The organism is Mesoflavibacter sp. SCSIO 43206 (genome assembly GCF_019904215.1).
Taxonomy (GTDB): domain Bacteria; phylum Bacteroidota; class Bacteroidia; order Flavobacteriales; family Flavobacteriaceae; genus Mesoflavibacter; species Mesoflavibacter zeaxanthinifaciens.
The window spans coordinates 1,856,568-1,880,323 of record NZ_CP063201.1; the positions used below are offsets into that span (position 1 = coordinate 1,856,568).

The 23,756-nt window shown below is 31.0% G+C and carries 25 protein-coding genes; 20 read left to right on the forward strand and 5 right to left on the reverse strand.

Translation table 11 applies throughout. The features are described 5' to 3' along the window. Positions 1–5: 5 nt before the first annotated feature. From rpsE to INR78_RS08645, 16 genes are all read left to right on the forward strand, one after another. Positions 6–530: a 30S ribosomal protein S5 gene (rpsE, locus tag INR78_RS08570; protein ID WP_027880196.1), complete on the forward strand. Its 525-nt coding sequence runs from the start codon at positions 6–8 to the stop codon at positions 528–530. A gap of 11 nt (positions 531–541) precedes the next feature. After that, entirely contained in the window at positions 542–724 is a 183-nt protein-coding gene (gene rpmD / locus INR78_RS08575) for a 50S ribosomal protein L30 (RefSeq protein ID WP_027880195.1), read from the forward strand. Positions 725–736: 12 nt separating this feature from the next. After that, positions 737–1,189 carry a 50S ribosomal protein L15 gene (gene rplO, locus INR78_RS08580; protein WP_223076185.1) on the forward strand — a complete coding sequence of 151 codons (453 nt, stop codon included), beginning with the start codon at positions 737–739 and terminating at the stop codon, positions 1,187–1,189. A gap of 13 nt (positions 1,190–1,202) precedes the next feature. Beyond that, positions 1,203–2,552 (forward strand): preprotein translocase subunit SecY, encoded by a 1,350-nt coding sequence (gene secY, locus INR78_RS08585; protein WP_027880193.1) that lies wholly within the window; start codon positions 1,203–1,205, stop codon positions 2,550–2,552. Between the two features lie 10 nt (positions 2,553–2,562). Continuing rightward, the gene (gene infA / locus INR78_RS08590; RefSeq protein WP_007094967.1) at positions 2,563–2,778 is read left to right on the forward strand and encodes a translation initiation factor IF-1; all 216 of its coding nucleotides are present in this window, start codon (positions 2,563–2,565) and stop codon (positions 2,776–2,778) included. Positions 2,779–2,782: 4 nt separating this feature from the next. Further along, positions 2,783–2,899, forward strand: coding sequence for a type B 50S ribosomal protein L36 (gene ykgO / locus INR78_RS08595; protein WP_010519235.1), 117 nt, complete (start codon positions 2,783–2,785; stop codon positions 2,897–2,899). Positions 2,900–2,901: 2 nt separating this feature from the next. Then, positions 2,902–3,273 (forward strand): 30S ribosomal protein S13, encoded by a 372-nt coding sequence (rpsM, locus tag INR78_RS08600; protein WP_223076186.1) that lies wholly within the window; start codon positions 2,902–2,904, stop codon positions 3,271–3,273. 107 nt (positions 3,274–3,380) lie between these two features. After that, on the forward strand, positions 3,381–3,773 hold the full coding sequence (gene rpsK / locus INR78_RS08605; protein ID WP_027880191.1) for a 30S ribosomal protein S11: 393 nt from the start codon (positions 3,381–3,383) through the stop codon (positions 3,771–3,773). A 187-nt stretch (positions 3,774–3,960) separates the two neighbouring features. Next, positions 3,961–4,566, forward strand: a complete 606-nt coding sequence (gene rpsD, locus INR78_RS08610) for a 30S ribosomal protein S4 (RefSeq protein ID WP_027880190.1) — start codon at positions 3,961–3,963, stop codon at positions 4,564–4,566. Between the two features lie 93 nt (positions 4,567–4,659). Next, positions 4,660–5,652, forward strand: a complete 993-nt coding sequence (locus tag INR78_RS08615) for a DNA-directed RNA polymerase subunit alpha (protein ID WP_027880189.1) — start codon at positions 4,660–4,662, stop codon at positions 5,650–5,652. A 60-nt stretch (positions 5,653–5,712) separates the two neighbouring features. Further along, positions 5,713–6,183, forward strand: coding sequence for a 50S ribosomal protein L17 (gene rplQ / locus INR78_RS08620; RefSeq protein ID WP_027880188.1), 471 nt, complete (start codon positions 5,713–5,715; stop codon positions 6,181–6,183). Between the two features lie 87 nt (positions 6,184–6,270). Then, positions 6,271–7,377 (forward strand): glutamine-hydrolyzing carbamoyl-phosphate synthase small subunit, encoded by a 1,107-nt coding sequence (gene carA, locus INR78_RS08625; protein ID WP_223076187.1) that lies wholly within the window; start codon positions 6,271–6,273, stop codon positions 7,375–7,377. A 146-nt stretch (positions 7,378–7,523) separates the two neighbouring features. Next, positions 7,524–8,816, forward strand: a complete 1,293-nt coding sequence (eno, locus tag INR78_RS08630; protein ID WP_223076188.1) for a phosphopyruvate hydratase — start codon at positions 7,524–7,526, stop codon at positions 8,814–8,816. Between the two features lie 174 nt (positions 8,817–8,990). Then, positions 8,991–10,277, forward strand: a complete 1,287-nt coding sequence (locus tag INR78_RS08635) for a citrate synthase (protein WP_223076189.1) — start codon at positions 8,991–8,993, stop codon at positions 10,275–10,277. Between the two features lie 64 nt (positions 10,278–10,341). Continuing rightward, complete coding sequence (locus tag INR78_RS08640) at positions 10,342–11,256, forward strand: dimethylarginine dimethylaminohydrolase family protein (RefSeq protein WP_223076190.1); 915 nt, start codon at positions 10,342–10,344, stop codon at positions 11,254–11,256. A 61-nt stretch (positions 11,257–11,317) separates the two neighbouring features. Next, positions 11,318–12,619 (forward strand): hypothetical protein, encoded by a 1,302-nt coding sequence (locus tag INR78_RS08645; protein WP_223076191.1) that lies wholly within the window; start codon positions 11,318–11,320, stop codon positions 12,617–12,619. Between the two features lie 64 nt (positions 12,620–12,683). Here INR78_RS08645 and INR78_RS08650 read toward each other — a convergent pair whose 3' ends face one another. The 3 genes from INR78_RS08650 to INR78_RS08660 all read right to left on the reverse strand — a co-directional run bounded on the left by INR78_RS08650 (position 12,684) and on the right by INR78_RS08660 (position 16,446). Beyond that, positions 12,684–14,969: a TonB-dependent siderophore receptor gene (locus INR78_RS08650; protein WP_223076192.1), complete on the reverse strand. Its 2,286-nt coding sequence runs from the start codon at positions 14,967–14,969 to the stop codon at positions 12,684–12,686. After that, positions 14,962–15,855: a FecR family protein gene (locus tag INR78_RS08655; protein WP_223076193.1), complete on the reverse strand. Its 894-nt coding sequence runs from the start codon at positions 15,853–15,855 to the stop codon at positions 14,962–14,964. Before INR78_RS08655 ends, INR78_RS08650 begins: the two co-directional genes overlap by 8 nt. Before the next feature lie 75 nt (positions 15,856–15,930). Continuing rightward, on the reverse strand, positions 15,931–16,446 hold the full coding sequence (locus INR78_RS08660; protein WP_027880180.1) for an RNA polymerase sigma factor: 516 nt from the start codon (positions 16,444–16,446) through the stop codon (positions 15,931–15,933). Between the two features lie 143 nt (positions 16,447–16,589). On the opposite strand from INR78_RS08660, the gene INR78_RS08665 reads away from it, so the two are divergent. From INR78_RS08665 to INR78_RS08680, 4 genes are all read left to right on the forward strand, one after another. Beyond that, positions 16,590–18,983: a hypothetical protein gene (locus tag INR78_RS08665; RefSeq protein ID WP_223076194.1), complete on the forward strand. Its 2,394-nt coding sequence runs from the start codon at positions 16,590–16,592 to the stop codon at positions 18,981–18,983. 132 nt (positions 18,984–19,115) lie between these two features. Continuing rightward, entirely contained in the window at positions 19,116–20,444 is a 1,329-nt protein-coding gene (gene ffh / locus INR78_RS08670; protein ID WP_027880179.1) for a signal recognition particle protein, read from the forward strand. A 74-nt stretch (positions 20,445–20,518) separates the two neighbouring features. After that, the gene (locus INR78_RS08675; RefSeq protein ID WP_027880178.1) at positions 20,519–21,409 is read left to right on the forward strand and encodes a bifunctional 5,10-methylenetetrahydrofolate dehydrogenase/5,10-methenyltetrahydrofolate cyclohydrolase; all 891 of its coding nucleotides are present in this window, start codon (positions 20,519–20,521) and stop codon (positions 21,407–21,409) included. 40 nt (positions 21,410–21,449) lie between these two features. Beyond that, positions 21,450–22,145: a TIGR02206 family membrane protein gene (locus INR78_RS08680; protein ID WP_223076195.1), complete on the forward strand. Its 696-nt coding sequence runs from the start codon at positions 21,450–21,452 to the stop codon at positions 22,143–22,145. A 1-nt stretch (position 22,146) separates the two neighbouring features. Here INR78_RS08680 and rluF read toward each other — a convergent pair whose 3' ends face one another. After that, positions 22,147–22,911, reverse strand: a complete 765-nt coding sequence (gene rluF, locus INR78_RS08685; RefSeq protein WP_223076196.1) for a 23S rRNA pseudouridine(2604) synthase RluF — start codon at positions 22,909–22,911, stop codon at positions 22,147–22,149. Between the two features lie 2 nt (positions 22,912–22,913). After that, positions 22,914–23,753 (reverse strand): alpha/beta hydrolase, encoded by an 840-nt coding sequence (locus INR78_RS08690; protein ID WP_255593034.1) that lies wholly within the window; start codon positions 23,751–23,753, stop codon positions 22,914–22,916. Positions 23,754–23,756: the final 3 nt, after the last annotated feature.

Genomic DNA, 23,756 nt, shown 5'->3' on the forward strand with positions numbered 1-23,756 from the left:
AAATTATGTATCAAAAATACAAAAGCGCAGAGTTAGTAAAACCAAGTGGATTAGATCTTAAAGATCGTTTAGTTGGAGTGCAAAGAGTTACTAAAGTAACTAAAGGAGGTAGAGCATTTGGATTTTCAGCAATCGTTGTGGTTGGTGATGAAGCAGGTGTAGTAGGACATGGTCTAGGTAAATCAAAAGATGTTGCTAGTGCAATAGCAAAAGCAATAGAAGATGCTAAGAAAAATTTAGTACGTATACCTATATCAAAAGGAACATTACCTCACGAACAAAAAGGTAAATATGGTGGTGCAAGAGTAAACATCATACCTGCAGCTCCTGGTACAGGAGTAATTGCTGGAGGAGCTGTTAGAACAGTTTTAGAAGCAGTAGGTGTACACGATGTATTATCTAAGTCTCAAGGATCATCAAACCCACACAATGTAGTAAAAGCTACTTTTGATGCTTTATTACAATTAAGAGACCCACAATCGATTGCTCGTGAAAGAGGAATCTCTTTAGAAAAAGTTTTTAACGGTTAATCAAAACAGAAATGTCTAAGATAAAAGTAAAAAAAGTTAAAAGCGCAATCAATAGAACTCAAAGACAAAAGAGAACTTTAGAAGCTCTTGGTCTTAAAAAGATTGGGCAAGTTGTAGAGCACGAGGCTACTCCTAATATCTTAGGAATGGTAGCAAAAGTAAATCACTTAGTTTCTGTAGAAGAAATTAAATAATAATACTGAAAAATGGATTTAAGTAATTTAAAACCTGCAGAAGGTTCAGTTAAAGGTCAAGGAAAAAGAGTAGGTAGAGGTCAAGGTTCTGGTAAAGGTGGTACTGCAACACGTGGACACAAAGGAGCTAAATCTAGATCAGGATACTCTAAAAAAGTAGGTTTCGAAGGAGGGCAAATGCCAATCCAACGTAGAGTGCCTAAGTTTGGCTTCACTAACATAAATCGTAAAGAGTATCAAGGAGTTAACCTTGACACTATCCAACAATTAGTTGACGATAAGAAAATTAAGGATACTTTAGATTTTGAAACACTTGTAAGTTTAGGACTAGTTGGTAAAAACGAATTAGTTAAAATCTTAGGAAGAGGTGAATTAAAATCAAAGTTAAACGTAACAGCTCATAAATTTACTGCTACTGCTAAAGCTGCTATCGAAGCTGCAGGAGGAGAAGCTGTAACTTTATAAGAATTATAGACGCATGAAATTTATAGAGACATTAAAAAATGTTTGGAAAATCGAAGAACTAAGAAACAGAATCATCGTTACTGTTGGTCTGTTATTAGTTTACAGATTTGGAGCACAAGTGGTATTACCAGGTATAGATGCTGCTCAGTTATCTAACTTACAAACTGAAACTAGTGAAGGTTTATTTGGATTATTAAATGCCTTTACTGGTGGAGCTTTTGCTAATGCTTCAGTTTTTGCTCTAGGAATCATGCCTTACATTTCAGCCTCTATTGTAGTTCAATTAATGGGAATAGCTATTCCATACTTACAAAAGCTACAAAAAGAAGGTGCAAGCGGACAAAAGAAAATAACGCAAATAACAAGATGGTTAACTATAGCAATCTGTCTAGTACAAGCACCAGGTTATTTAGCTAGTTTAGGTCCAGTGTTTGGTATTCCAAATTCAGCATTTTTATTAGGACAAGGAGGAATGTTTTATGTTTCTTCTATAGTAATCTTAGTTACAGGTACAATTTTTGCAATGTGGTTAGGAGAAAAAATAACTGACAAAGGAATTGGTAATGGTATTTCATTATTAATTATGGTTGGTATTATTGCTACCTTACCGAAAGCATTTTTACAAAATGCTGCTTCAAGATTACAAGATGGTAATAACGTAATGATGATTCTATTTGAAGTTGTTATTTGGTTCGCTATCATCTTATTATCAATCTTGCTAGTAATGGCAGTACGTAAAATAGCTGTACAATATGCAAGAAGAACAGCATCTGGTGGATATGAAAAGAATGTATTTGGATCAAGACAATACATTCCATTAAAGCTTAACGCTTCTGGTGTAATGCCAATCATATTTGCTCAAGCAATTATGTTTGTTCCTGGACTTATTGGTAAGTCTTCTTTCTTAGAAGATACATCGGCAGGTTTATGGTTACAAACTAATTTCTCTGATATATTTGGTTTTTGGTACAATTTAGTATTTGCTTTATTAATAATCATATTTACATATTTTTATACTGCAATTACAGTACCTACTAACAAAATGGCTGATGATCTAAAACGAAGCGGTGGTTTTATACCAGGTATTCGTCCAGGATCAGAAACATCAGAGTACCTAGACAAAATAATGTCTCAAATAACGTTACCAGGTTCAATATTCTTAGCTTTAATTGCTGTGTTCCCAGCATTTATAGTTAAGTTAATGGGTGTTCAACAAGGATGGGCATTATTTTTTGGAGGTACATCATTATTAATTATGGTTGGAGTTGCAATCGATACTATGCAACAAGTAAACTCTTACTTGTTAAATAGACATTACGATGGCTTGATGAAAACAGGTAAAAACAGAAAAGCAGTAGCTTAATTTTTTTAACATGGCAAAACAAGCAGCAATAGAACAAGACGGAACAATTATAGAAGCATTATCTAATGCTATGTTCCGAGTAGAATTAGAAAATGGTCACATTGTGACTGCGCATATTTCTGGTAAAATGCGTATGCATTACATTAAACTTTTACCAGGAGATAAAGTAAAATTAGAAATGAGTCCTTACGATTTAACTAAGGCTCGTATAACTTATAGATACTAATACGATGAAAGTAAGAGCATCAATTAAAAAAAGAAGCGCAGATTGTAAAATAGTGCGCAGAAAAGGTAGACTTTACGTCATTAATAAAAAGAATCCTAGATTCAAACAAAGACAAGGGTAATTATGGCAAGAATTGCAGGAGTAGACATACCAAAACAGAAAAGAGGAGTAATCTCTTTAACTTATATCTACGGAGTAGGTAAAAGTAGAGCAAAAGAAATTTTAGCAGCTGCTAAAGTAGACGAAAGCATCAAAGTACAAGACTGGACAGATGATCAAATCGGAGCAATCCGTGACGCTGTTGGTAACTATACTATTGAAGGTGAATTACGTTCTGAAACCCAATTAAACATTAAGCGATTAATGGACATAGGATGTTACAGAGGTATACGTCATAGAGCTGGTCTTCCATTAAGAGGACAACGTACTAAAAACAACTCTAGAACTAGAAAAGGTAGAAGAAAAACAGTTGCTAACAAGAAAAAAGCAAACTAATAAACAATTTGGTCTTTAGTATTTAGACGTTGGAAGGAATCTGTTTGAAATTTTAAAAGGTTTAGGATTCTAGCGACTATTAACTAAAAACAAAGAACAATAATATTATGGCAAAGAATAACGCTAAAAGTACAAAAAAACGTAAAGTTATTATTGATGCTGTAGGAGAAGCACACATAACAGCTTCTTTTAACAACATCATTATCTCACTTACAAACAAAAAAGGTGACGTAATTTCATGGTCATCTGCAGGTAAGATGGGCTTTAGAGGATCTAAAAAAAATACTCCTTATGCAGCGCAATTAGCAGCAGAAGATGCTTCAGGTGTAGCTAAAGAGGCTGGTTTAAAAAAGGTAAAAGTTTATGTGAAAGGTCCAGGTAATGGTAGAGAATCTGCTATCCGTTCTATTCACAATGCAGGTATCGAAGTAACAGAAATAATAGATGTTACTCCATTACCACACAACGGATGTCGTCCTCCTAAAAGAAGAAGAGTTTAATAACGCATACTAATTTACGTTATAAAAGACATTATAAAATTAATATCATCTGTTTTTCAGATGGTATTAATTTTTTGCATAAATTTGCAAACTGAAAATTTAAAAAACAAGTATAACAAGAGATTAACGATTATCGAAGGATAAGATTAAGACCTTAATTCATAATCACTCTTTAATTAATTTAAAAATGGCAAGATATACTGGTCCTAAAACTAAAATAGCTCGTAAATTTGGCGAGGCTATCTTCGGAGATGATAAAGCTTTCGAAAAAAGAAATTACCCTCCAGGACAACATGGAGCAAACAAAAGACGTGGTAAAAAATCTGAATATGCAATCCAATTAATGGAAAAGCAAAAAGCTAAATATACTTATGGTATTTTAGAAAAGCAATTCAGAAACATGTTTAAAAGAGCAACAGCAGCACCTGGAATTACAGGTGAAGTTTTATTACAATTATGTGAGTCTAGATTAGATAACGTTGTATTTAGAATGGGTATCTCTCCTTCAAGAAGAGGAGCAAGACAATTAGTTTCTCACAGACATATTACTGTTAATGGTGAAGTAGTAAATATTCCTTCATACCAATTAAAGGCAGGAGATGTTGTTGCAGTAAGAGAAAAATCTAAATCACTTGAAGCTATAGAAAGATCACTTTCAAATTCAAGCAATGTATTTGAATGGATTACTTGGAATACAGAGAAAAAAGAAGGAACTTTTGTATCTGTACCAGCAAGAATTCAAATACCAGAAAATATTAACGAGCAATTCATCGTCGAATTATACTCTAAATAATAAATTAACATTGGTATTTAGCCAAAGGGTTTATTCGTATCTCTTCAAACTTATAAACCGCGCAACTAAATAACAATTAAAACGAAGAACAATATGGCAGTATTTAATTTTCAAAAACCTGATAAAGTAATCATGATTGATTCTACTGATTTCGAAGGTAAATTCGAATTCAGACCATTAGAACCAGGTTATGGTTTAACAGTTGGTAATGCTTTACGTAGAGTTTTACTTTCATCTTTAGAAGGTTTTGCAATAACATCAGTTAGAATAGAAGGTGTAGATCACGAATTTTCTACAATACCAGGTGTTGTTGAAGACGTAACAGAAATTATCTTAAACTTAAAACAAGTTCGTTTTAAGCGTCAAATAGAAGATGTAGATAATGAGTCTGTTTCAATTTCAATTTCTGGACAAGAACAAATCGTTGCTGGAGATTTTCAAAAATTTATTTCAGGATTTCAAGTATTAAACGCAGATCAAGTAATCTGTAACTTAGATCCAAAAGTAAATATTAACATGGAAATCACTATCGAAAAAGGTAGAGGTTATGTTCCTGCTGAAGAAAACAAAAAAGCTACAGCTCCTATAGGAACAATTTTTACAGATTCGATTTATACACCAATTAAAAATGTTAAATACAGCATTGAAAATTATCGTGTAGAGCAAAAAACTGATTATGAAAAGTTAGTTTTCGAGATTCAAACAGATGGTTCTATAAACCCACAAGACGCTTTAACTGAAGCAGCTAAAACGTTAATTCACCACTTTATGTTATTCTCAGACGAGAGAATTACTTTAGAGGCTGATGAAATAGCTCAAACTGAAACATATGATGAAGAATCGCTTCACATGAGACAGTTGCTTAAAACAAAGTTAGTAGATATGGATTTATCTGTTCGTGCTCTTAACTGTTTAAAAGCTGCAGAAGTAGATACTTTAGGAGACTTGGTATCTTTCAATAAAAATGATTTAATGAAGTTCCGTAACTTTGGTAAAAAATCTTTAACAGAGCTTGAAGAGCTTGTTAACGTTAAAGGTCTTAACTTCGGTATGGATCTTTCAAAATACAAATTAGATAAAGACTAACACTTCATATTTTGCTCCTCAAAAAGGGTAGAGCAAGATGATGGTTAAAACTAAAATGTCATGAGACACGGAAAAAAAATAAACCACTTAGGTAGAAAAACAGCACATAGAAAATCTATGTTAGCTAACATGGCTTGTTCTTTAATAGAGCACAAGCGTATCAACACTACAGTTGCTAAAGCAAAAGCTTTAAAAGTTTTTGTAGAGCCAATGATTACTAAAGCTAAAGAAGATACTACTCATAATAGACGTATCGTTTTTAGTCGATTAAGACAAAAAGAGGCTGTTACAGAATTATTTAGAGAAGTAGCAACAAAAGTAGGAGACAGACCAGGTGGATATACGCGTATTATCAAATTAGGTAATCGTTTAGGAGATAACGCTGATATGGCTATGATCGAGTTAGTAGATTATAACGAAATCTATAACGCTGGTAATAAGCCTAAAAAATCAACAAGAAGAAGTAGACGTGGTGGTTCTAAACCAGCTGCAGCTAAAGTTGATAACACAGCAACTAACGAAGAAGAATAAATGTTAATTAGCATTTAACATATAAAGGATAATCTATTTTAGATTATCCTTTTTTTTATGCAATTTTGTGAAACCTTTATTATTACAATGAAATATCAAAAACTTAAAAAAGCACTTATCTTATTAGAAGACGGAACAATTTTTCATGGAAAAGCAGTAGGCAAAGAAGGCACTGCTTTTGGAGAAGTATGTTTTAATACCGGCATGACTGGTTATCAAGAAATATTTACAGATCCGTCTTACTATGGACAATTAATGGTAACAACCAATGCGCATATTGGTAATTATGGAGTTAATGATGAAGAAGTTGAATCTGACTCAATTAAAATATCAGGATTAATTTGTCGTAACTTTAGTTATGATTTTTCCCGAGTAAAAGCAGATGGATCATTAGAAGATTTTTTAAACAAACATAATCTTTTAGCAATTTCTGATGTAGACACACGCGCATTAGTTACATACATACGTGAAAACGGAGCGATGAATGCAGTTATTTCTACTGAAGTTGATAATGTTGAAGGCTTAAAAGAGCAACTATCAAAAGTGCCTTCAATGAATGGTTTAGAACTTGCCTCTAAAGTATCAACTAAAGAAGCATATTATGTAGGAGATGAAAATGCTCCTATAAAGATAGCTGCATTAGATATAGGAATAAAAAAGAACATCCTTCGTAATTTAGCAACACGTGGTGCTTATATAAAAGTCTTCCCTTTTGATAGTACTTTTAAAGATATGAGTGATTGGAATCCTGATGGCTATTTTTTATCAAATGGTCCTGGTGATCCAGAACCTTTAAAAGGAGCAATTGAAGTAGCAAAACAAATTATAGATAAAAATCTTCCTTTATTTGGAATTTGTTTAGGTCACCAAGTTATCGCTTTAGCTAACGGGATTTCTACTTACAAAATGCATCACGGACATAGAGGCATAAATCACCCTATTATGAATTTAGAAACTGGTAAAGGAGAAATAACATCTCAAAACCATGGTTTTGCAGTAAATAGAGAAGAAGCAGAATCGCATCCAGACCTAGAAATTACACATGTACACCTTAATGACAATACAGTAGCAGGTATAAAAATGAAATCTAAAAATGTATTCTCTGTACAGTATCATCCAGAAGCTAGTCCAGGACCAAATGACTCTACATATCTTTTTGATCAATTCATAGAAAACATAAAATCAAACAAATAAAAAAAAGGCAACGAATATTAAATTTCGTTGCCTTATTTCTTTTACTAAAACGATATAGATTAAATTTTATGTATTTCTCACTTTAAAGCTGTTTATAGTGAGATTTTAAACTTAAATTTGAAGATAATTAACTAAAAATTAAATATATGAGTATTATAATTAATGTTCACGCAAGACAAATTTTTGATTCAAGAGGAAATCCAACAGTAGAAGTAGATGTTGAAACAGAAAATGGATTTTTAGGTAGAGCAGCAGTTCCTTCTGGTGCTTCAACAGGAGAACATGAAGCGGTAGAGCTTAGAGATGGTGGCGATAAATATATGGGTAAAGGTGTAACTAAAGCAGTAGATAATGTTAATAATATTTTAGCAGAAGAACTGCTTGGTGTTAACGTTTTTGAACAAAACTATATTGACACATTAATGTGTAAAATAGATGGTACACCTAATAAATCTAAATTAGGTGCAAATGCTATTTTAGGTGTGTCTTTAGCAGTAGCAAAAGCAGCAGCAGCAGAATTAGGTATGCCTCTTTACAGATACGTAGGTGGTGTTAGTGCAAACACTTTACCTGTCCCAATGATGAATATCATTAACGGTGGATCACACAGTGATGCTCCAATCGCATTCCAAGAGTTTATGGTTATGCCTGTAAAAGCAAAAAACTTTTCACATGCATTACAAATGGGAACAGAAATATTCCATAATCTTAAAAAAGTTTTACACGACAGAAACTTAAGTACAGCAGTAGGAGATGAAGGAGGTTTTGCTCCAACACTAGACGGTACAGAAGATGCATTAGATACAATTGCAAAAGCTGTTAAAAATGCAGGTTATAATTTAGGAGATGATGTAATGATTGCATTAGATTGTGCTGCTGCAGAATTTTATGTAGATGGAAAATACGATTACTCAAAATTTGAAGGTGAAACAGGGAAAGTAAGAACAAGCCAAGAGCAAGCAGATTACTTAGCAGAATTAGCAGGAAAATATCCAATTATTTCTATAGAAGATGGTATGGACGAAAATGATTGGGAAGGTTGGAAGTATTTAACTGAAAAAATTGGAGATAAAGTACAGTTAGTTGGTGACGATTTATATGTAACAAATGTAGAGCGTTTATCTAGAGGAATTGACCAAGATATAGCAAATTCAATTTTAATTAAAGTAAACCAAATTGGTACTTTAACCGAAACTATTGCAGCTGTAAATATGGCTCATAATGCTGGTTATACTTCAGTAATGTCTCACAGATCAGGAGAAACAGAAGATAACACAATTGCTGATTTAGCAGTTGCATTAAACTGTGGTCAAATTAAAACAGGATCAGCATCTCGAAGTGATCGTATGGCTAAATACAATCAATTACTTCGCATAGAAGAAGAGCTAGGAGATGTAGCTTATTATCCAAAAGAAAAGGCCTTTAAAATAAATAGATAATTACTTTTTCTTATAAAAACTATAGAAAACTCTCATCTAAAATGATGAGAGTTTTTTTTTGATAATAAATAACTATATCAATATAGCAAAATCCATGTTAATACGCTTTAAAAAACGGCTTAGTTTTCGTACTTTTACAGCACTTATTTTAACTAAATTATACAAATATTATATATGTCAAATACAGCAATTCTAGAGATTAATGGTGAAAAACACGAATTTCCATTAATTGTAGGTACAGAAAATGAAATAGGAATAGATATTAAAACACTTAGAGGTGTAACCGGTGGCGTTACAACAATAGACCCAGGATACAAAAATACTGGTTCTTGCGAAAGTGCTATTACATTTCTAAATGGTGAAGAAGGTGTATTAAGATATAGAGGTTATGCTATAGAAGATCTTGCAGAAAAAGCAGACTTTTTAGAAGTTGCTTATCTTCTAATTTTTGGTAATTTACCAACACAAGAGCAGTTAGATAAATTTCATGCAGATATTAAGAAAGAATCTGTAGTAGATGATGATATAAAGAAAATATTAGATGCCTTTCCTAAGACAGCTCATCCTATGGGTGTTTTAGCATCTTTAACAAGTGCTTTAACAGCGTTTAATCCTTCTTCTGTAAATGTTGATTCAGAAGATGATATGTACAATGCTATTGTTAAAATCTTAGGTAAATTTCCTGTGCTTGTAGCATGGACAATGCGTAAAAAACAAGGATTGCCATTAAATTATGGTAGTGAAGATTTAGGTTACGTAGAAAACATTTTAAAAATGATGTTTGAAAAACCTAACAAACCATATGAGCAAAATGATATTTTAATCAATGCATTAGATAAGTTATTAATCTTACATGCAGACCATGAGCAGAATTGTTCTACATCTACAGTTAGAATTGTAGGTTCTTCTCACGCAGGTTTATTTGCATCTTTATCAGCTGGTATTTCTGCACTTTGGGGACCACTTCACGGTGGAGCAAACCAAGCTGTTTTAGAAATGCTTGAAGGAATTAAAGAAGATGGAGGTGATACAAAAAAATACATGGCTAAGGCAAAAGATAAAGAAGACCCTTTCCGTTTAATGGGCTTTGGTCACCGTGTTTATAAAAACTTTGACCCAAGAGCAAAAATCATCAAAAAAGCTGCAGACGAAGTTTTAGGAGACTTAGGTGTAGAAGATCCTGTATTAGATATTGCAAAAGGATTAGCTGAAGAAGCATTAAGCGATGGCTACTTTGTAAAAAGAAAATTATATCCAAACGTAGATTTCTATTCAGGAATTATCTATAGAGCAATGGGCATACCTGTAGAAATGTTTACAGTAATGTTTGCTTTAGGACGTTTACCAGGTTGGATTGCACAATGGAGAGAAATGCGTTTACGTAAAGAACCAATTGGACGTCCAAGACAAATTTACATTGGTGAAAACCATAGAGAATTTAAATCTATTAACGAAAGATAGAACTAATATAACTTTTAAAACAAGCTTCATAATTATTTATGAAGCTTTTTTATATATTAAATTTATGCTAAAATTAAACGTAAAAAACGAAACATCTAGGCTTCGAGCTGTAGTTTTAGGAACCGCAAAAAGTAATGGTCCAACTCCAAAAATAGAAGAAGCTTACGACCCTAAATCTTTAGAACATATTAAAGCAGGAACATATCCAGTTGAAGAAGATATGGTAAAAGAAATGGAAGCTGTCGCAAAAGTTTTTGAAAAATATGATGTAAAAGTATTTAGACCAGAAATAATTGAAAATTGTAACCAAATATTTGCTAGAGATATAGCTTTTGTAATAGACGATGTGTTTGTTAAAGCAAATATTCTTCCAGACCGTGAAAACGAATTAGAAGCAGTACAATATGTAATAGATCAAATAGATCCAAATAAAGTAATACGTCCACCAGAAGAAGCTCATATAGAAGGTGGAGATGTCATGCTTTGGAATGAGTATATTTTTATCGGGACTTACAGAGGAGAAGATTATTCAGATTATATTGTTGCTAGGACTAATGAAGCAGGTGTAAATTATATCAAAGAAAAATTTCCTCATAAAAAAGTAAAGAGTTTCGACTTAAATAAATCTCAAACTAACCCTTACGATAATGCGTTGCATTTAGACTGTTGTTTCCAACCCATAGGAACAGATAAAGCGATCTTACATAAAGAAGGGTTTAGAGATGAAACTGAATTTGAATGGTTACTAAATTTCTTCGGAAAAGAAAACTGTTTTATTATTTCTAAAGAAGAAATGTACAATATGAATAGCAACATTTTTTCAATTTCAGAAGATGTTATCATTTCAGAAAAAAACTTTACACGTTTAAATACTTGGCTTAGAGAAAAAGGATTTACTGTAGAAGAAGTCCCTTACGCAGAAATAGCCAAACAAGAAGGCTTACTACGTTGTAGTACAATGCCATTAATAAGAGATTAATTTTATTTGTAACTGTAAGATATTTCTTTAATTTTGAATTTTTAATCAATAAATTCAAATCATGAAAAAACTTACATTATTATTATTTTTATTAACTGTATCCGTAAAAGCTCAAATTACTTATGAAAGAGGGTATTTTATAGATGAAAATGATAATAAAACAGAATGTTTAATAAGAAACTTAGATTGGTCTAACAGTCCAGATAAGTTTATTTATAAATTAAACGAATCGTCAAATTCTCAACAAAAATCTATAAGTTCTGTAAAAGAATTTAGGGTTTATGATACAGACCAGTATTATATTAAACATCTTTTAACTCAAGATTTAAAAGACCTTGAGAATAAAATTATTAAAAGAATAGATAATTATATTTTTTTAAAAGTACTATTGGTAGGTAAAGCGTCTCTTTATAAGTATCAAAACGAAGAAGATTACTTTTTTTATAATATAGAAGGACAAGCTCCGGAATATTTAAGTCATACAAAATATTTAAAAGAAAAAAATAAGGTTGTAGAAACTCATGACTATAAAAAGAAACTTTATGAAGTTTTATTATGCGATAATTTTACAATGAAAACATTTACAAAGTTGAATTATAGAAATGATGCATTAGTAAATCTTTTTGAAAAATATAATAAATGTATAGATCAAGAATTTAATCAGATATATAAAAAAAGAACAAAAACTATCTATAGATTAAAAGCATTAGGAGGATTAAGTACATATTCAAAAATATCAAATAATTATACTTATAAATATGAATATGGATTAGCACCAAGTACAGGGCTTGATGATTATAGTGTAACAAAAACCTCTGAAAGAGATGTCAATTTTGAAGGAGGATCAAGTATTACTTTTGGTGTTGAAGCAGAAATTGTTTTACCTATTCAAAGAAATAAATGGAGTGTTTTTATAGCACCTAACTATCAAAATATTTCTAATACAAAATTTGAGGAGTATTTTACACAAGAAGATGGATTAATAGATTTTTCGTACAGATCAAATATATCTTACTCTTTTATAGAGCTACCAATTGGTTTAAGAAATTATATTTTACTTAACGATAAACTAAACCTTTTCCTTCAAGTTGCTTATGTCAGAAATTTTATTTTAAGTTCAGAATATAATCAAGAATTAATACTAGAATCAACGTTTCTTCAAGATTACAATTACTCAATTCTTTCAAAAGAAAACGAAACCAAAAAAAATTCAAGCTTTTTTATTGGTATAGGATGTGAGTATAATAAAAAAATGTCATTGGCTATTAATTACTATCTTTCTAAAAAACATAAGGTAAATGATGAGTTCCAGTCAGATATTAAAGGAGGTATTTCATTAATAGCGACTTACAACATATTATAATTTGTAATAAATTATAGTTATTTAAAAAGATAAAAAAACCACCTTTTTTAGGTGGTTTTTTAAACTAAAATCTAATCTTAAAACTTACATTAGGCGTTATTCCTAAAGATTCATTTTCAATTTTCAAAATTTCTCCGTCATTAATAGTATAGTAAGTATTTATAGTATTTTTTTTGTTTAAAATATTCCAGATAGAAGCACCTAAAATGGCTCTGTTGGTTCCTAAGTTAAACTGATATGTTGCCGAAAAATCTGCTCTTAAATAATCATCTAACCGACTATTGTTTGAAGAGTTATAAATGATAGTGTTATTATTGGAGTCTTCATAATTTGGTGTTGTAAAAGGTCTACCAGAATGCCAATTCAAACCTAAAGCTAATTTTAAATCTTCTAGAGTAAAAGTACCTGCAAAATCAATAACATGAGTAATGTCAAAGTTGTTAGGGAAAGAAGCTCCTTCATTCAAATCCTCAAAAGTGTAATTGTTTTTAGAGTAGCTATAGCTTAACCAAGCTCCAAATTTTTGAAATTGCTTATTTATTAAAAGGTCAATACCTTTAATTTCATAATTACCAATTGCATTTACAAATTGATACTGATTTTGAAAACCTTGACTGCGTGTAGTAATACCGTCTACGTGTTTAATAAATGCTTCTGCAGTAACTAGTAATTTATTTTTGTTATAAGATAAACCAAAGCTTGCTTGTTTGCTTTTTACAACCGGAATTGTTGTGTTGTTTGCTAGTACCCAACGACGTTTTTCTATACCTAAAAAGTCTTTTTGTAAATCTATAATTTGAGTGGTGCTTTGACTTTTATATTCAGCAGAAAGTTCTGCTCTAAAATAATTTAAAAACCTATGGTTTATGTGTAATCTAGGTTCAACTAGATGTAAATTAAATTTTTTAAAATAGTTATCTCTAACTCCTAATCTAGCCGAAGTATTTTTATTTTTAGATTGAAACTGAGCTTCTACAAACCCAGAATACGTCCTAATAACACGTTTAATATAACTTTTAAATACAGGGTTATTAACATCTTCTAGGTTACTTATTCCTACTTCTGTAAATTGGAAACCGCCATTAAAATTAATAGTAGGACTTAAGTTATAATTGATGTGTAACTTTAAACCTCCATCAATTACTTCATTTTCCTGAATCAGGCGTTGATTATTTAAAACATCAAAGTTAGTTGCATCCAAGTCGTAATTAGAATAATAGATTTGCGCAAAGCTATTAAGTCTCTTATTCCATTGACGAGAATAAGTTATTCCAGTAGCTATGTTATGTTGTTTTAATTGACTGTTAAAAGTTTCGTTGGTTGTATTAATTGTTGCTTCTTCATTATAATCTAAAGCATTATAAATATTTAAAAAGTTGAATCTTATTTTATCTTTTTCAGTTAAATCATAAAGAAATTTTACAGCAGTGTCATAAAAGTAAAAATGTTCATCTTTAGAAACTGCAGCATCTTCTGTATTAGTCAAATCGGTATCTTGAAAAACTCGATCAAAATAGTTGTTATAAGTTGGTGTGTCTAAAACATCTGTTACAGAGCGTCTTGCTGCAATTTGAATTTCAGTCTTTTTGCCTAACGGAATTTTAGCATATCCGTCTGTACTAATCAAATTAAGTCCCATACCAATATTGCTGTCAGAACTTATTTTGTCTGATAGTTGCATATCTACAATGCTTGATATACCATCGCCATATTTGGCACTACTTCCGTTTTTAATCACAGAAATTTTATGTGTTAATTGCGGATTAAAAGCCGAAATCAATCCAAAAAAATGTCCAGATTGGTACATTTTTATTCCATCATAAAGAAATAAGTTTTGATCATGTGTGCCACCTCTAACATTAATGTTTGATACAGTTTCGTCTACGCTTAAAACACCAGGTAAAGCTTGTATAGTTTGTAACACATCGGCTTCTATTAAACCCGGTAAAATGCCAAATTGTTTTGGTTTTATACCTATGCTTCCAGTGTTGCTTTTAGATATACCAGACGTTAAATAATTTGTAATTGTAACTTCTTCTAACTGTTGTACAGATCTGTTTTCTACTTTATCAGACTTAACTATGGTATAAAATTGTTGATCAATTTTGTTAAACTGAAGATTGGTTTTTAAAGAAATTTCATTTAAAATATGATCTAAAGATTTTTCTGTAGAAATGTCTATTAATAGTTTTTTTACATCTTTATCTGCGTAAGAAAAACTTACTTTATGTTTAGCTTCAATTAAGGATAAAACTTCTGTTAATGGTCGTTTTTGGTTTTGAGAAAAACCATTAAACAAACACAAAAAATATATGGTTATATATGAATAAGTTTTAAGCTTGTTACTCACGCTTTAATATTATGGTTTGATTAGATTTTTTGTAAGTAAGTTGTAAAGGTTGAGTTATTGATTTAAGAGCCAAGTCAAGATTATTATGCGTAAATCTACCTGTAAATAATAAGTCGGTATTAATGTTTTTAGCTTCAACTTTTACGTTGTACTGTCTTTCAAACTCGGCAATAACTTCTTTTAAGGGTAAACTTTTAAATGCACTTGTATTAGATAACCATTGTGGTTTGCTATAATCAGTTTTGTTATTAATAACCAAATCGTTTAATACTAAAAACGACTCGCCTGGTTTGATTATGGTTTTGTTATTTTTATAAGTGACTTGCACTAAACCTTCGTAACACGTTACTTCAAAAAAGTTATCACGTTGTTTTACATTAAACTCAGTACCTAAAACTGTTACTGTACCAGTTGTAGTGTTTACGTTAAAGGTGCTTCCTTTTTCAACATCAAAAAAGGCTTCCCCTTTAAGGGTTATATTTCTGTTGTTTTTCCAGTCGCTTTTGTTAAATGTTATGCTTGATAAAGCATTTAAATTTATTTTGGAATTATCTGGTAAGTCTATAGCAATTTTTTCTGAAAAATCTGTAGTAAAAGTAGTATCTAATGTTGTGGTATAATAATAGGCACCAAAACATAAAACTAAGATAGCAGCAATTTTTAATATAGGTTGTAACCAATTGGTTTTGCTCTGTTTTTTTGTTTCTATTTTATGTAGTACCCTTTTTAGGGCTTCATCTTCATTAAATTCAGTAGCTTTAAAACCTTTAGAATAGTTAGATAACTTGGTAAGTGCTTCGTTATCTTCAAGCGCTTTAAAAGCTTCTAACTCTTTAGGAGTTAAACTATTATCTAGCCATTTTTTTATTAAATATTCTTTTTCCATAAATTTCACTTCAATAATATAACAAGTTGGATTTTAAAATTCCTACCTTCACTTTAATCTTTTTAATTAATAATCTTATAAACCTTCTATTTCTTTTCTTAGTTTTTTTAAAGCTCCATAAATACGTTTTTCTACTGCTTTTGTACTTATATCTAAAATTTCAGCAATCTCTTTAAAGCGTTTACCTTCTGTACGATTCATCAAGAAAGCGACACGTTCGGCTTCGGTAAGATTTGCAATAGCGTTTTCTAATTTTTTTCGGTATTGATTTTCTTCCATTAAAAATTCAGGACTTTCGTTGCTATGCTCTTTCGGTTTTATTTTTTGATGCTTTAAAACTACTTTTTGGTGTGCAACCTCGTTAAGCATTAAGTTATTAGCAATAGTGTAGACGTAACTTTTTGCTTTATTTGGTGGTACTTTTTTACAGTTTTCCCATAGTTTAATAAAAGCGTCTTGAACTTTATCTTGTGGGTTTAATCGTTCTCCAAACTTATAATATAAAAAGTCATGTAAATTTTTAGAATGCTTTTTAAAGAAGACTTTAAATAAATTTTGATTGCAAATATTTTTATGTAAATCTTCAGACATTAGATTGGTTATTAGTGATTTCTCAAAAAAAGAAAAATTTTTTAGAAACCCAAGGTAGGAATTTTTTAAACATATCTGTTTTATAATTGAAGCATGGGAAAAACAAGCTTTGAAAAGAAAATATCAATTAAAAAACTACAATTATGAAATCGACCATTAATTTTTTTAAACTAAAACACTTTGTTTACTTGTCGTTTTTAGCATTAATGCTAACAATGTCTTGTCAAAACGAAGAAACCGAAATTATCAATCCTTCAAATGAAGATATAATTGAAGGCGACTCAACAGCTGCTAACTTAATGTTAAGAATGGCTTCTAATGATGGGTCTGAAGATAATATAGTAGATTATGCCAACTGTTTAGAAGTTGTGTTGCCTGTAACTGTTACGGCAAATGGTGTTACAATTACAATACAAAGTGTAGCAGATTATAGTCAATTAGAAAATATTTTAGATGCTTTTACTAATGATGATGATCAGGTAAATATTACATTTCCAATTACTGTTACTTTAAACAATTATACAGAAATTCAAATTACTAGTCAACAAGAATTAGAAGAGTTAATTGACGATTGTTTAGGAGAAAACGAAGATGATGATGATATAGAGTGTATTGACTTTGTATATCCAGTATCCTTTTCAATTTATAATACAGACTTTCAGGTTATTAATACAGTTACAATTAATAACGACGAAGCTTTATATAACTTTTTAGAAGATTTAGACGGACCAATTTTAGCAAGTTTAGATTTTCCTGTAACATTAATAACCGCTTCAGGAAATACTGTAATAGTAAATAATAACCAAGAATTAGAAGTAGCTATAAGCGATGCAGATGGTACATGCGACGAAGATGATGATTACGATTGGAATGACGATGACAATAACTGTACAGGCGAAAATGTAGAACTAAACCTAAAAGAATGTTTATGGGATATTTCAAACTACAATAATTCTAATGTATTTAGCGATTATTACATAGATTTTGATACTAATTATCAATTTTCTGTTTTAAACGAAGCTGGCAATATAATTCATGATGGTAGCTGGTCAGTAACTCAGGACGGAGCAATCATAACTTTAAATTTTACAACAGATTGGGAAGACTTAGCAGGAGATTGGACCATTGTTAATTGTGATGATGAAGATGAGTACAATTTAGATAACGGTCAAATCACAATGCAGATAGAGCAAGACTGTACAACGAATAATAATAATTTTGATTGTTTTGAAGGCTTTGATGCAGAAATTGTAAAATGTGATGATAATTTAGATGGTTTTGAAGTATTTAATCTTACGCAAGCGTTTTCTAATTGTGAAGATCCATCAATATTTACTTTAACCTATTATACTACTTTAATGGATGCAGAAACAGAAGTTAATGCTATACCAAATCCAGAATCATTTACAAATACAACATCACCTCAAACTATTTATGTAAGGGTAGAATTAAATAATAGTGAAAATTTTGAAGTATTCGAAATCAATTTAATTTTAGAAGATTGTAGTTTAAATTGCACAGCATCAGATGTAAACTCATATTTACAAACCTGTGTGTGGAATGTTGTTAACCTTAATGGTAGTGATAATCTATTAAACTTCAATTTAACTTTTGAAGATAATGCAGATATAGCAATTACAGATACAGATAATGCTAATTCTTACAATGGATATTGGAATGTTACAGAAGAAACTTCTGGCGAAATTATTTTAGAATTAGCCAATATTTCAGGTCCTAATATTCAAGCAATATCAGATTACTGGAGCTTGATTGAGTGTGATTCAGACAGATTAAAATTTGAAAATGCAAGCGGAGAATATCTAATTTTAGAACAATTACCATGTTACACAGAAACAGATTTATTTAATACAATAACCGAGTGCGATTGGACAGTATATAGCTACATTAATGCAGGTGTAGATCAAACTAATACTTATGCTGGACAAACATTCACTTTTAATGAAAATGAATTTGTTTATGCAGTAGAAGGAGAAACTATTAACTACGGAAGTTTGTCTGCAGAAAATACTGCTAGCGATCAATTAGTAGTGTTATTTGCAATGCAAGGAACATCTTCAGGATTAGGCGGTTATTACACAGTAACAAGTATAACAGACGATTATATTATTTTTTCAGCAAATGGAATAACTTTAAAGTTAGAAAAAGAATGTAATAACACCACAGATGGAGATGTTGATCAGATACAAAACTGGTTATATGATGGTGTTTGGCAAATTACATACTCTACTATGGAAGGCGTAGATAACACATCAGATTACTCAGGGATAACTTTTAATTTTTCTACAGGAGCAAACATTCAAGCAAATAATGCCGGTACTATAACTAACCTACAAGGCGAAGTGGTTAGAGACGAAAACAGTAATTTAAGGTACGTAATTAACTACTTAGGAATTTTTCCTTACTGGCAAATGGATGACGATTGGTATATTACAGAAGTTAATAGTAATAGAGTAGAATTGCATCATGTTAACAATGATAATAACAACGAATTTGTTTTGGTTATTGAAAAAATGTAAATCCAAATTAGAAATTATATGAAAGGCTGTCTTAAAAAAGACAGTCTTTTTTTATTCAATTAAATCACATTAAGACTTTACAAATACGCTACAAATTGCTATTTTTGTGCTTCTTAAAAAAATAGGAAAATTATGTTTAATAATTTAAGTGAAAAGTTAGATAAAGCGTTACACGTATTAAAAGGTCACGGTAGCATTACAGAAGTAAACGTTGCAGAGACTTTAAAAGAAGTAAGACGTGCGCTTTTAGATGCCGATGTTAACTATAAAATTGCAAAAGATTTTACTAAAACAGTAAAAGAAAAAGCACTTGGTCAAGACGTATTAACAACGTTACAACCAGGACAGTTAATGGTTAAAATCGTTAAAGACGAGTTAACCGAACTTATGGGTGGTGATGCAGAAGGTATTAACATGTCTGGTGCGCCAACTGTAATTTTAATGTCAGGTTTACAAGGATCTGGTAAAACTACCTTTTCGGGTAAACTAGCTAATTACTTAAAAAACAAAAAAACAAAAAAGCCTTTATTAGTAGCTTGTGACGTGTATCGTCCAGCAGCGGTAGATCAATTACACGTAGTTGGTGATCAAATAAAGGTAGATGTTTATAGTGATAAAGGTAACACAGATCCAGTAGCAATTGCTCAAGCAGGTATTGCGCATGCAAAAGCAAATGGACATAATGTGGTAATTATAGATACCGCAGGTCGTTTAGCTGTAGATGAAGCTATGATGACCGAAATCTCTAACATCCATAAAGCTATACAACCACAAGAAACACTATTTGTTGTAGACTCTATGACAGGTCAAGATGCTGTTAATACAGCAAAAGCCTTCAACGATGTATTAAATTTTGATGGTGTAATCTTAACCAAATTAGATGGTGATACACGTGGTGGAGCCGCAATTTCTATTAAATCTGTAGTAAATAAACCAATTAAGTTTATTGGTACAGGAGAGAAGATGGAAGCAATAGATGTTTTCTATCCTTCACGTATGGCAGATCGTATCCTTGGTATGGGAGACGTTGTATCTTTAGTAGAAAGAGCGCAAGAGCAGTTTGACGAGCAAGAAGCTAGAAAATTACAGAAGAAAATCGCTAAAAACCAATTTGGTTTTGACGATTTCTTAAAACAAATCCAGCAAATCAAAAAGATGGGTAACATGAAAGACCTTATCGGAATGATACCAGGAGCTGGAAAAATGATGAAAAATATAGATATAGATGATGATGCTTTTAAAGGTATAGAAGCAATAATTCATTCTATGACTCCAAAAGAACGCGCTAATCCTTCAATCATAAATGCAAGTAGAAAAAAACGTATCGGAAAAGGCTCTGGTACATCTGTTCAAGAAGTCAATCAGTTACTAAAACAGTTTGACCAAATGAGCAAAATGATGAAAATGATGCAAGGTGGCGGCGGAAAACGTATGATGCAAGCAATGAAAAACATGAGGTAACTCATGTTTTTTTATTTTCAATATAAAACAATAAGTTTAGTTTAATTACCAATCTTAAATAACAACAACACAACATGACAATTCTTGACGGAAAAAAGGTAAGTAACGACATAAAAAACGAAATTAAGGCTGAAGTCGATAAGATGAAAGCAAATGGCGAAAAAGTGCCACATCTTGCTGCAGTAATTGTAGGTAATGACGGAGCAAGTTTAACCTACGTAGGTAGTAAAGTAAGAGCTTGCGAACGTGTAGGGTTTGAATCTACAATGGTACGTATGTCTAACACAACTAGCGAAATTGAATTACTTGACAAAATAGAAGAGTTAAATGAAAATGATGATATAGACGGATTTATCATTCAATTACCATTACCACCGCAAATAGATACTCAGAAGGTTTTGATGGCTGTTCACCCAGATAAAGATGTAGATGGGTTTCATCCTATGAATTTTGGTAAAATGGCTTTAGATATGTCAACCTTTATTCCTGCAACTCCATTTGGAATATTAGAATTGTTAGACCGTTATCAAGTAGATACTAAAGGAAAACATACTGTAGTAATTGGTAGGTCGCATATTGTAGGAAGACCGATGAGTATTTTAATGGGACGTAAAGGCTTTCCTGGTAATTCAACCGTAACATTAACGCACAGTCATACAAAAAACATTACACAAATTACAAGTCAAGCAGATATTATTATTTCTGCATTAGGTGTACCAAACTTCTTAAAAGCCGAAATGGTAAAAGACGATGCTGTAATTATTGATGTTGGTATTACACGTGTTCCGGACGAAGAAGCTGCTAAAGGTTATGTTATTACAGGAGATGTAGACTATGAAAATGTAAGTAAAAAAGCAAGTTTTATAACGCCTGTTCCTGGTGGAGTAGGACCAATGACAATTGCAATGCTACTTAAAAATACTTTATTAGCAAGAGAACGACACAGAAAAATAAATAAAAAATAAATGTCTATTTTTAAAACCTGAATTTAATTCAGGTTTTTTTATGCCTTTATCTCAACGTGTTTTATTTGGAAGTTTAGAACATATACTGCCTATTGCTATTGCTGTAATAGCTACAATTGTTTTAATTCGCTTTGCATTAAATCAAAATACAATAAACCAAAACAAAATATTTAAATATTTAGGTGTTTTTGTTTCTGGTTTTATAGCAGTGTTTCATTTATATCAGATTTGCTTTGGATATTATGATGTTACTTCAGATTTACCTTTGTTTCTGTGTAGTTTTATGGCATTATTCATCTTTATTTTTACAACATCAAGAAAATATTGGTTGTTTGAAATATTATTGTTTTGGATAATTTTAGGAACATCGCAAGGTGTTATCACACCAGATATAGAAGTTGGTTTTCCTTCTTTTGATTATTTTAGATATTGGATTGTTCATTTAGGGTTACTAACCATTATCAGTTATGCAATTGTAGTTTTAAAGATGAAACCTAAGTTAAAAAGTGTTTTTAAATCCTTTTTAGTATTACAACTATATATGGTTGTTTTAATGGTTATAAATTACTTTTTAGAAGCTAATTATTCTTATTTAAATAAAAAACCAATCTCGGGATCTGTGTTAGATTATTTAGGAGATTGGCCTTATTATATTATCAAAGTACAGTTAATCTTAGTACCTGCATTTATGTTAATTTATGTTCCTTTTTATATCGTAAGTAGAAAGAAAAACTAAATTAATTTTTACGTCTGTTTCTAGATTGCTTTGCTTGAAACGTTTTTGTCGAATCTTCTAAAAGTGTGTTTAAAGTTTTGATTTCATCCTTAGTAAATTCTCGATACTTTCCAACAGGTACGTCTAGTTTTATATTCATTATTCTAACACGTTTTAAGGTTTGTACTTCGTAACCTAAATATGTACACATACGTCTAATTTGACGGTTTAAACCTTGTGTTAAAATTATATTGAAAGTATGACTATCTAACTTTTTAACCTTACATTTTTTTGTGGTTTTACCTAATTCTTCCAAAGGTATTCCGTTAGACATTCTATTGATAAATGTTTGAGAAATTGGTTTGTCTACGGTAACCACATATTCTTTTTCATGATTGTTACTGGCACGAAGTATTTTGTTAACAATGTCTCCATCATCAGTCAAAAAAATTAATCCTTCACTAGGTTTGTCCAAACGACCAATAGGGAAGATGCGTTTTGGGTAATTAATAAAGTCTATAATATTGTCTTTTTCAACTCTAGTATCTGTAGTACAAACAATACCAACAGGTTTATTAAATGCTAAATAAACAAAACTGTCTTTATTGTTTTTGATAATCTCTCCATCTACAGCAACAATATCTTTTGGGGCTACTTTTGTGCCCATTTCTGGGACAACACCATTAATAGTTACACGACCAGCATCAATAAGTTTGTCAGCTTCACGACGAGAGCAGTAACCAGCTTCGCTAAGATATTTATTAAGTCTTGTTAATTGTTCTTCCAAAATTAGCTGTTTATAAAGTTTAAAATTTCGTCGTCAATGCTATCATGTTTTAAGCTATGACCCAAACCTTCGGTAGTTTTTAAAGTTGAATTTTTATAATGTTTTGCAATTAATTCAGCTTCATCATAATTTATAATTCTGTCTGATTTATCATGGATAATTAATCCTTCTGCTTTTATTTCTTTTGAAAAATTAGCAGAAGAGAAAAATGCAGGTTCTTTATCGTATCTATCAACTACCAAGCGGTTTAATCCATTTTCAATCTTTCTGTTGTAGCTTAACATGTTTACATAGTTTTTGAAAATTTTTGTAAACTCTGATGGTGCGCCAAGTAATACCAATTTTTCGATGCTTTTTAATTGATATTTGTATTGAAAAAATACTGTAGACATACCACCAACCGAGTGTCCAACAATAACTTTTGGTTGATAATGTGATGCCACAACATTTATAAACTCAGAATATAAAATAGCATTAAATTGAGTACCACTAGATTGTCCATGTGCAGGCGCATCTAAAGCAATAATATTATGGCCATCTTTGTGTAATTTAGTAATTAAAGATTTCCATCGGTAAGTGTTACTCTCCCAACCATGTGCTAATAAAATGGTTTGTTTTTCTCCTTTCCATTGATAGGTTTGTATGGTGTAATCTTCATATTTTAAAGTAGATTGCTCTGCTTTTTCTAAAAAGCTTTTATGCGTCTCGTTTAAACGACCTTTACGTGGTGTGGCAAATATGTTTAATGCTTTTGTACTAGCATATTTTGGTGCTATGTAGCTAATGGTATTTAGCGATGTGCCAATTATTTTTGGAAGAGCTTTTTTTATTATTTTTTTCATTTT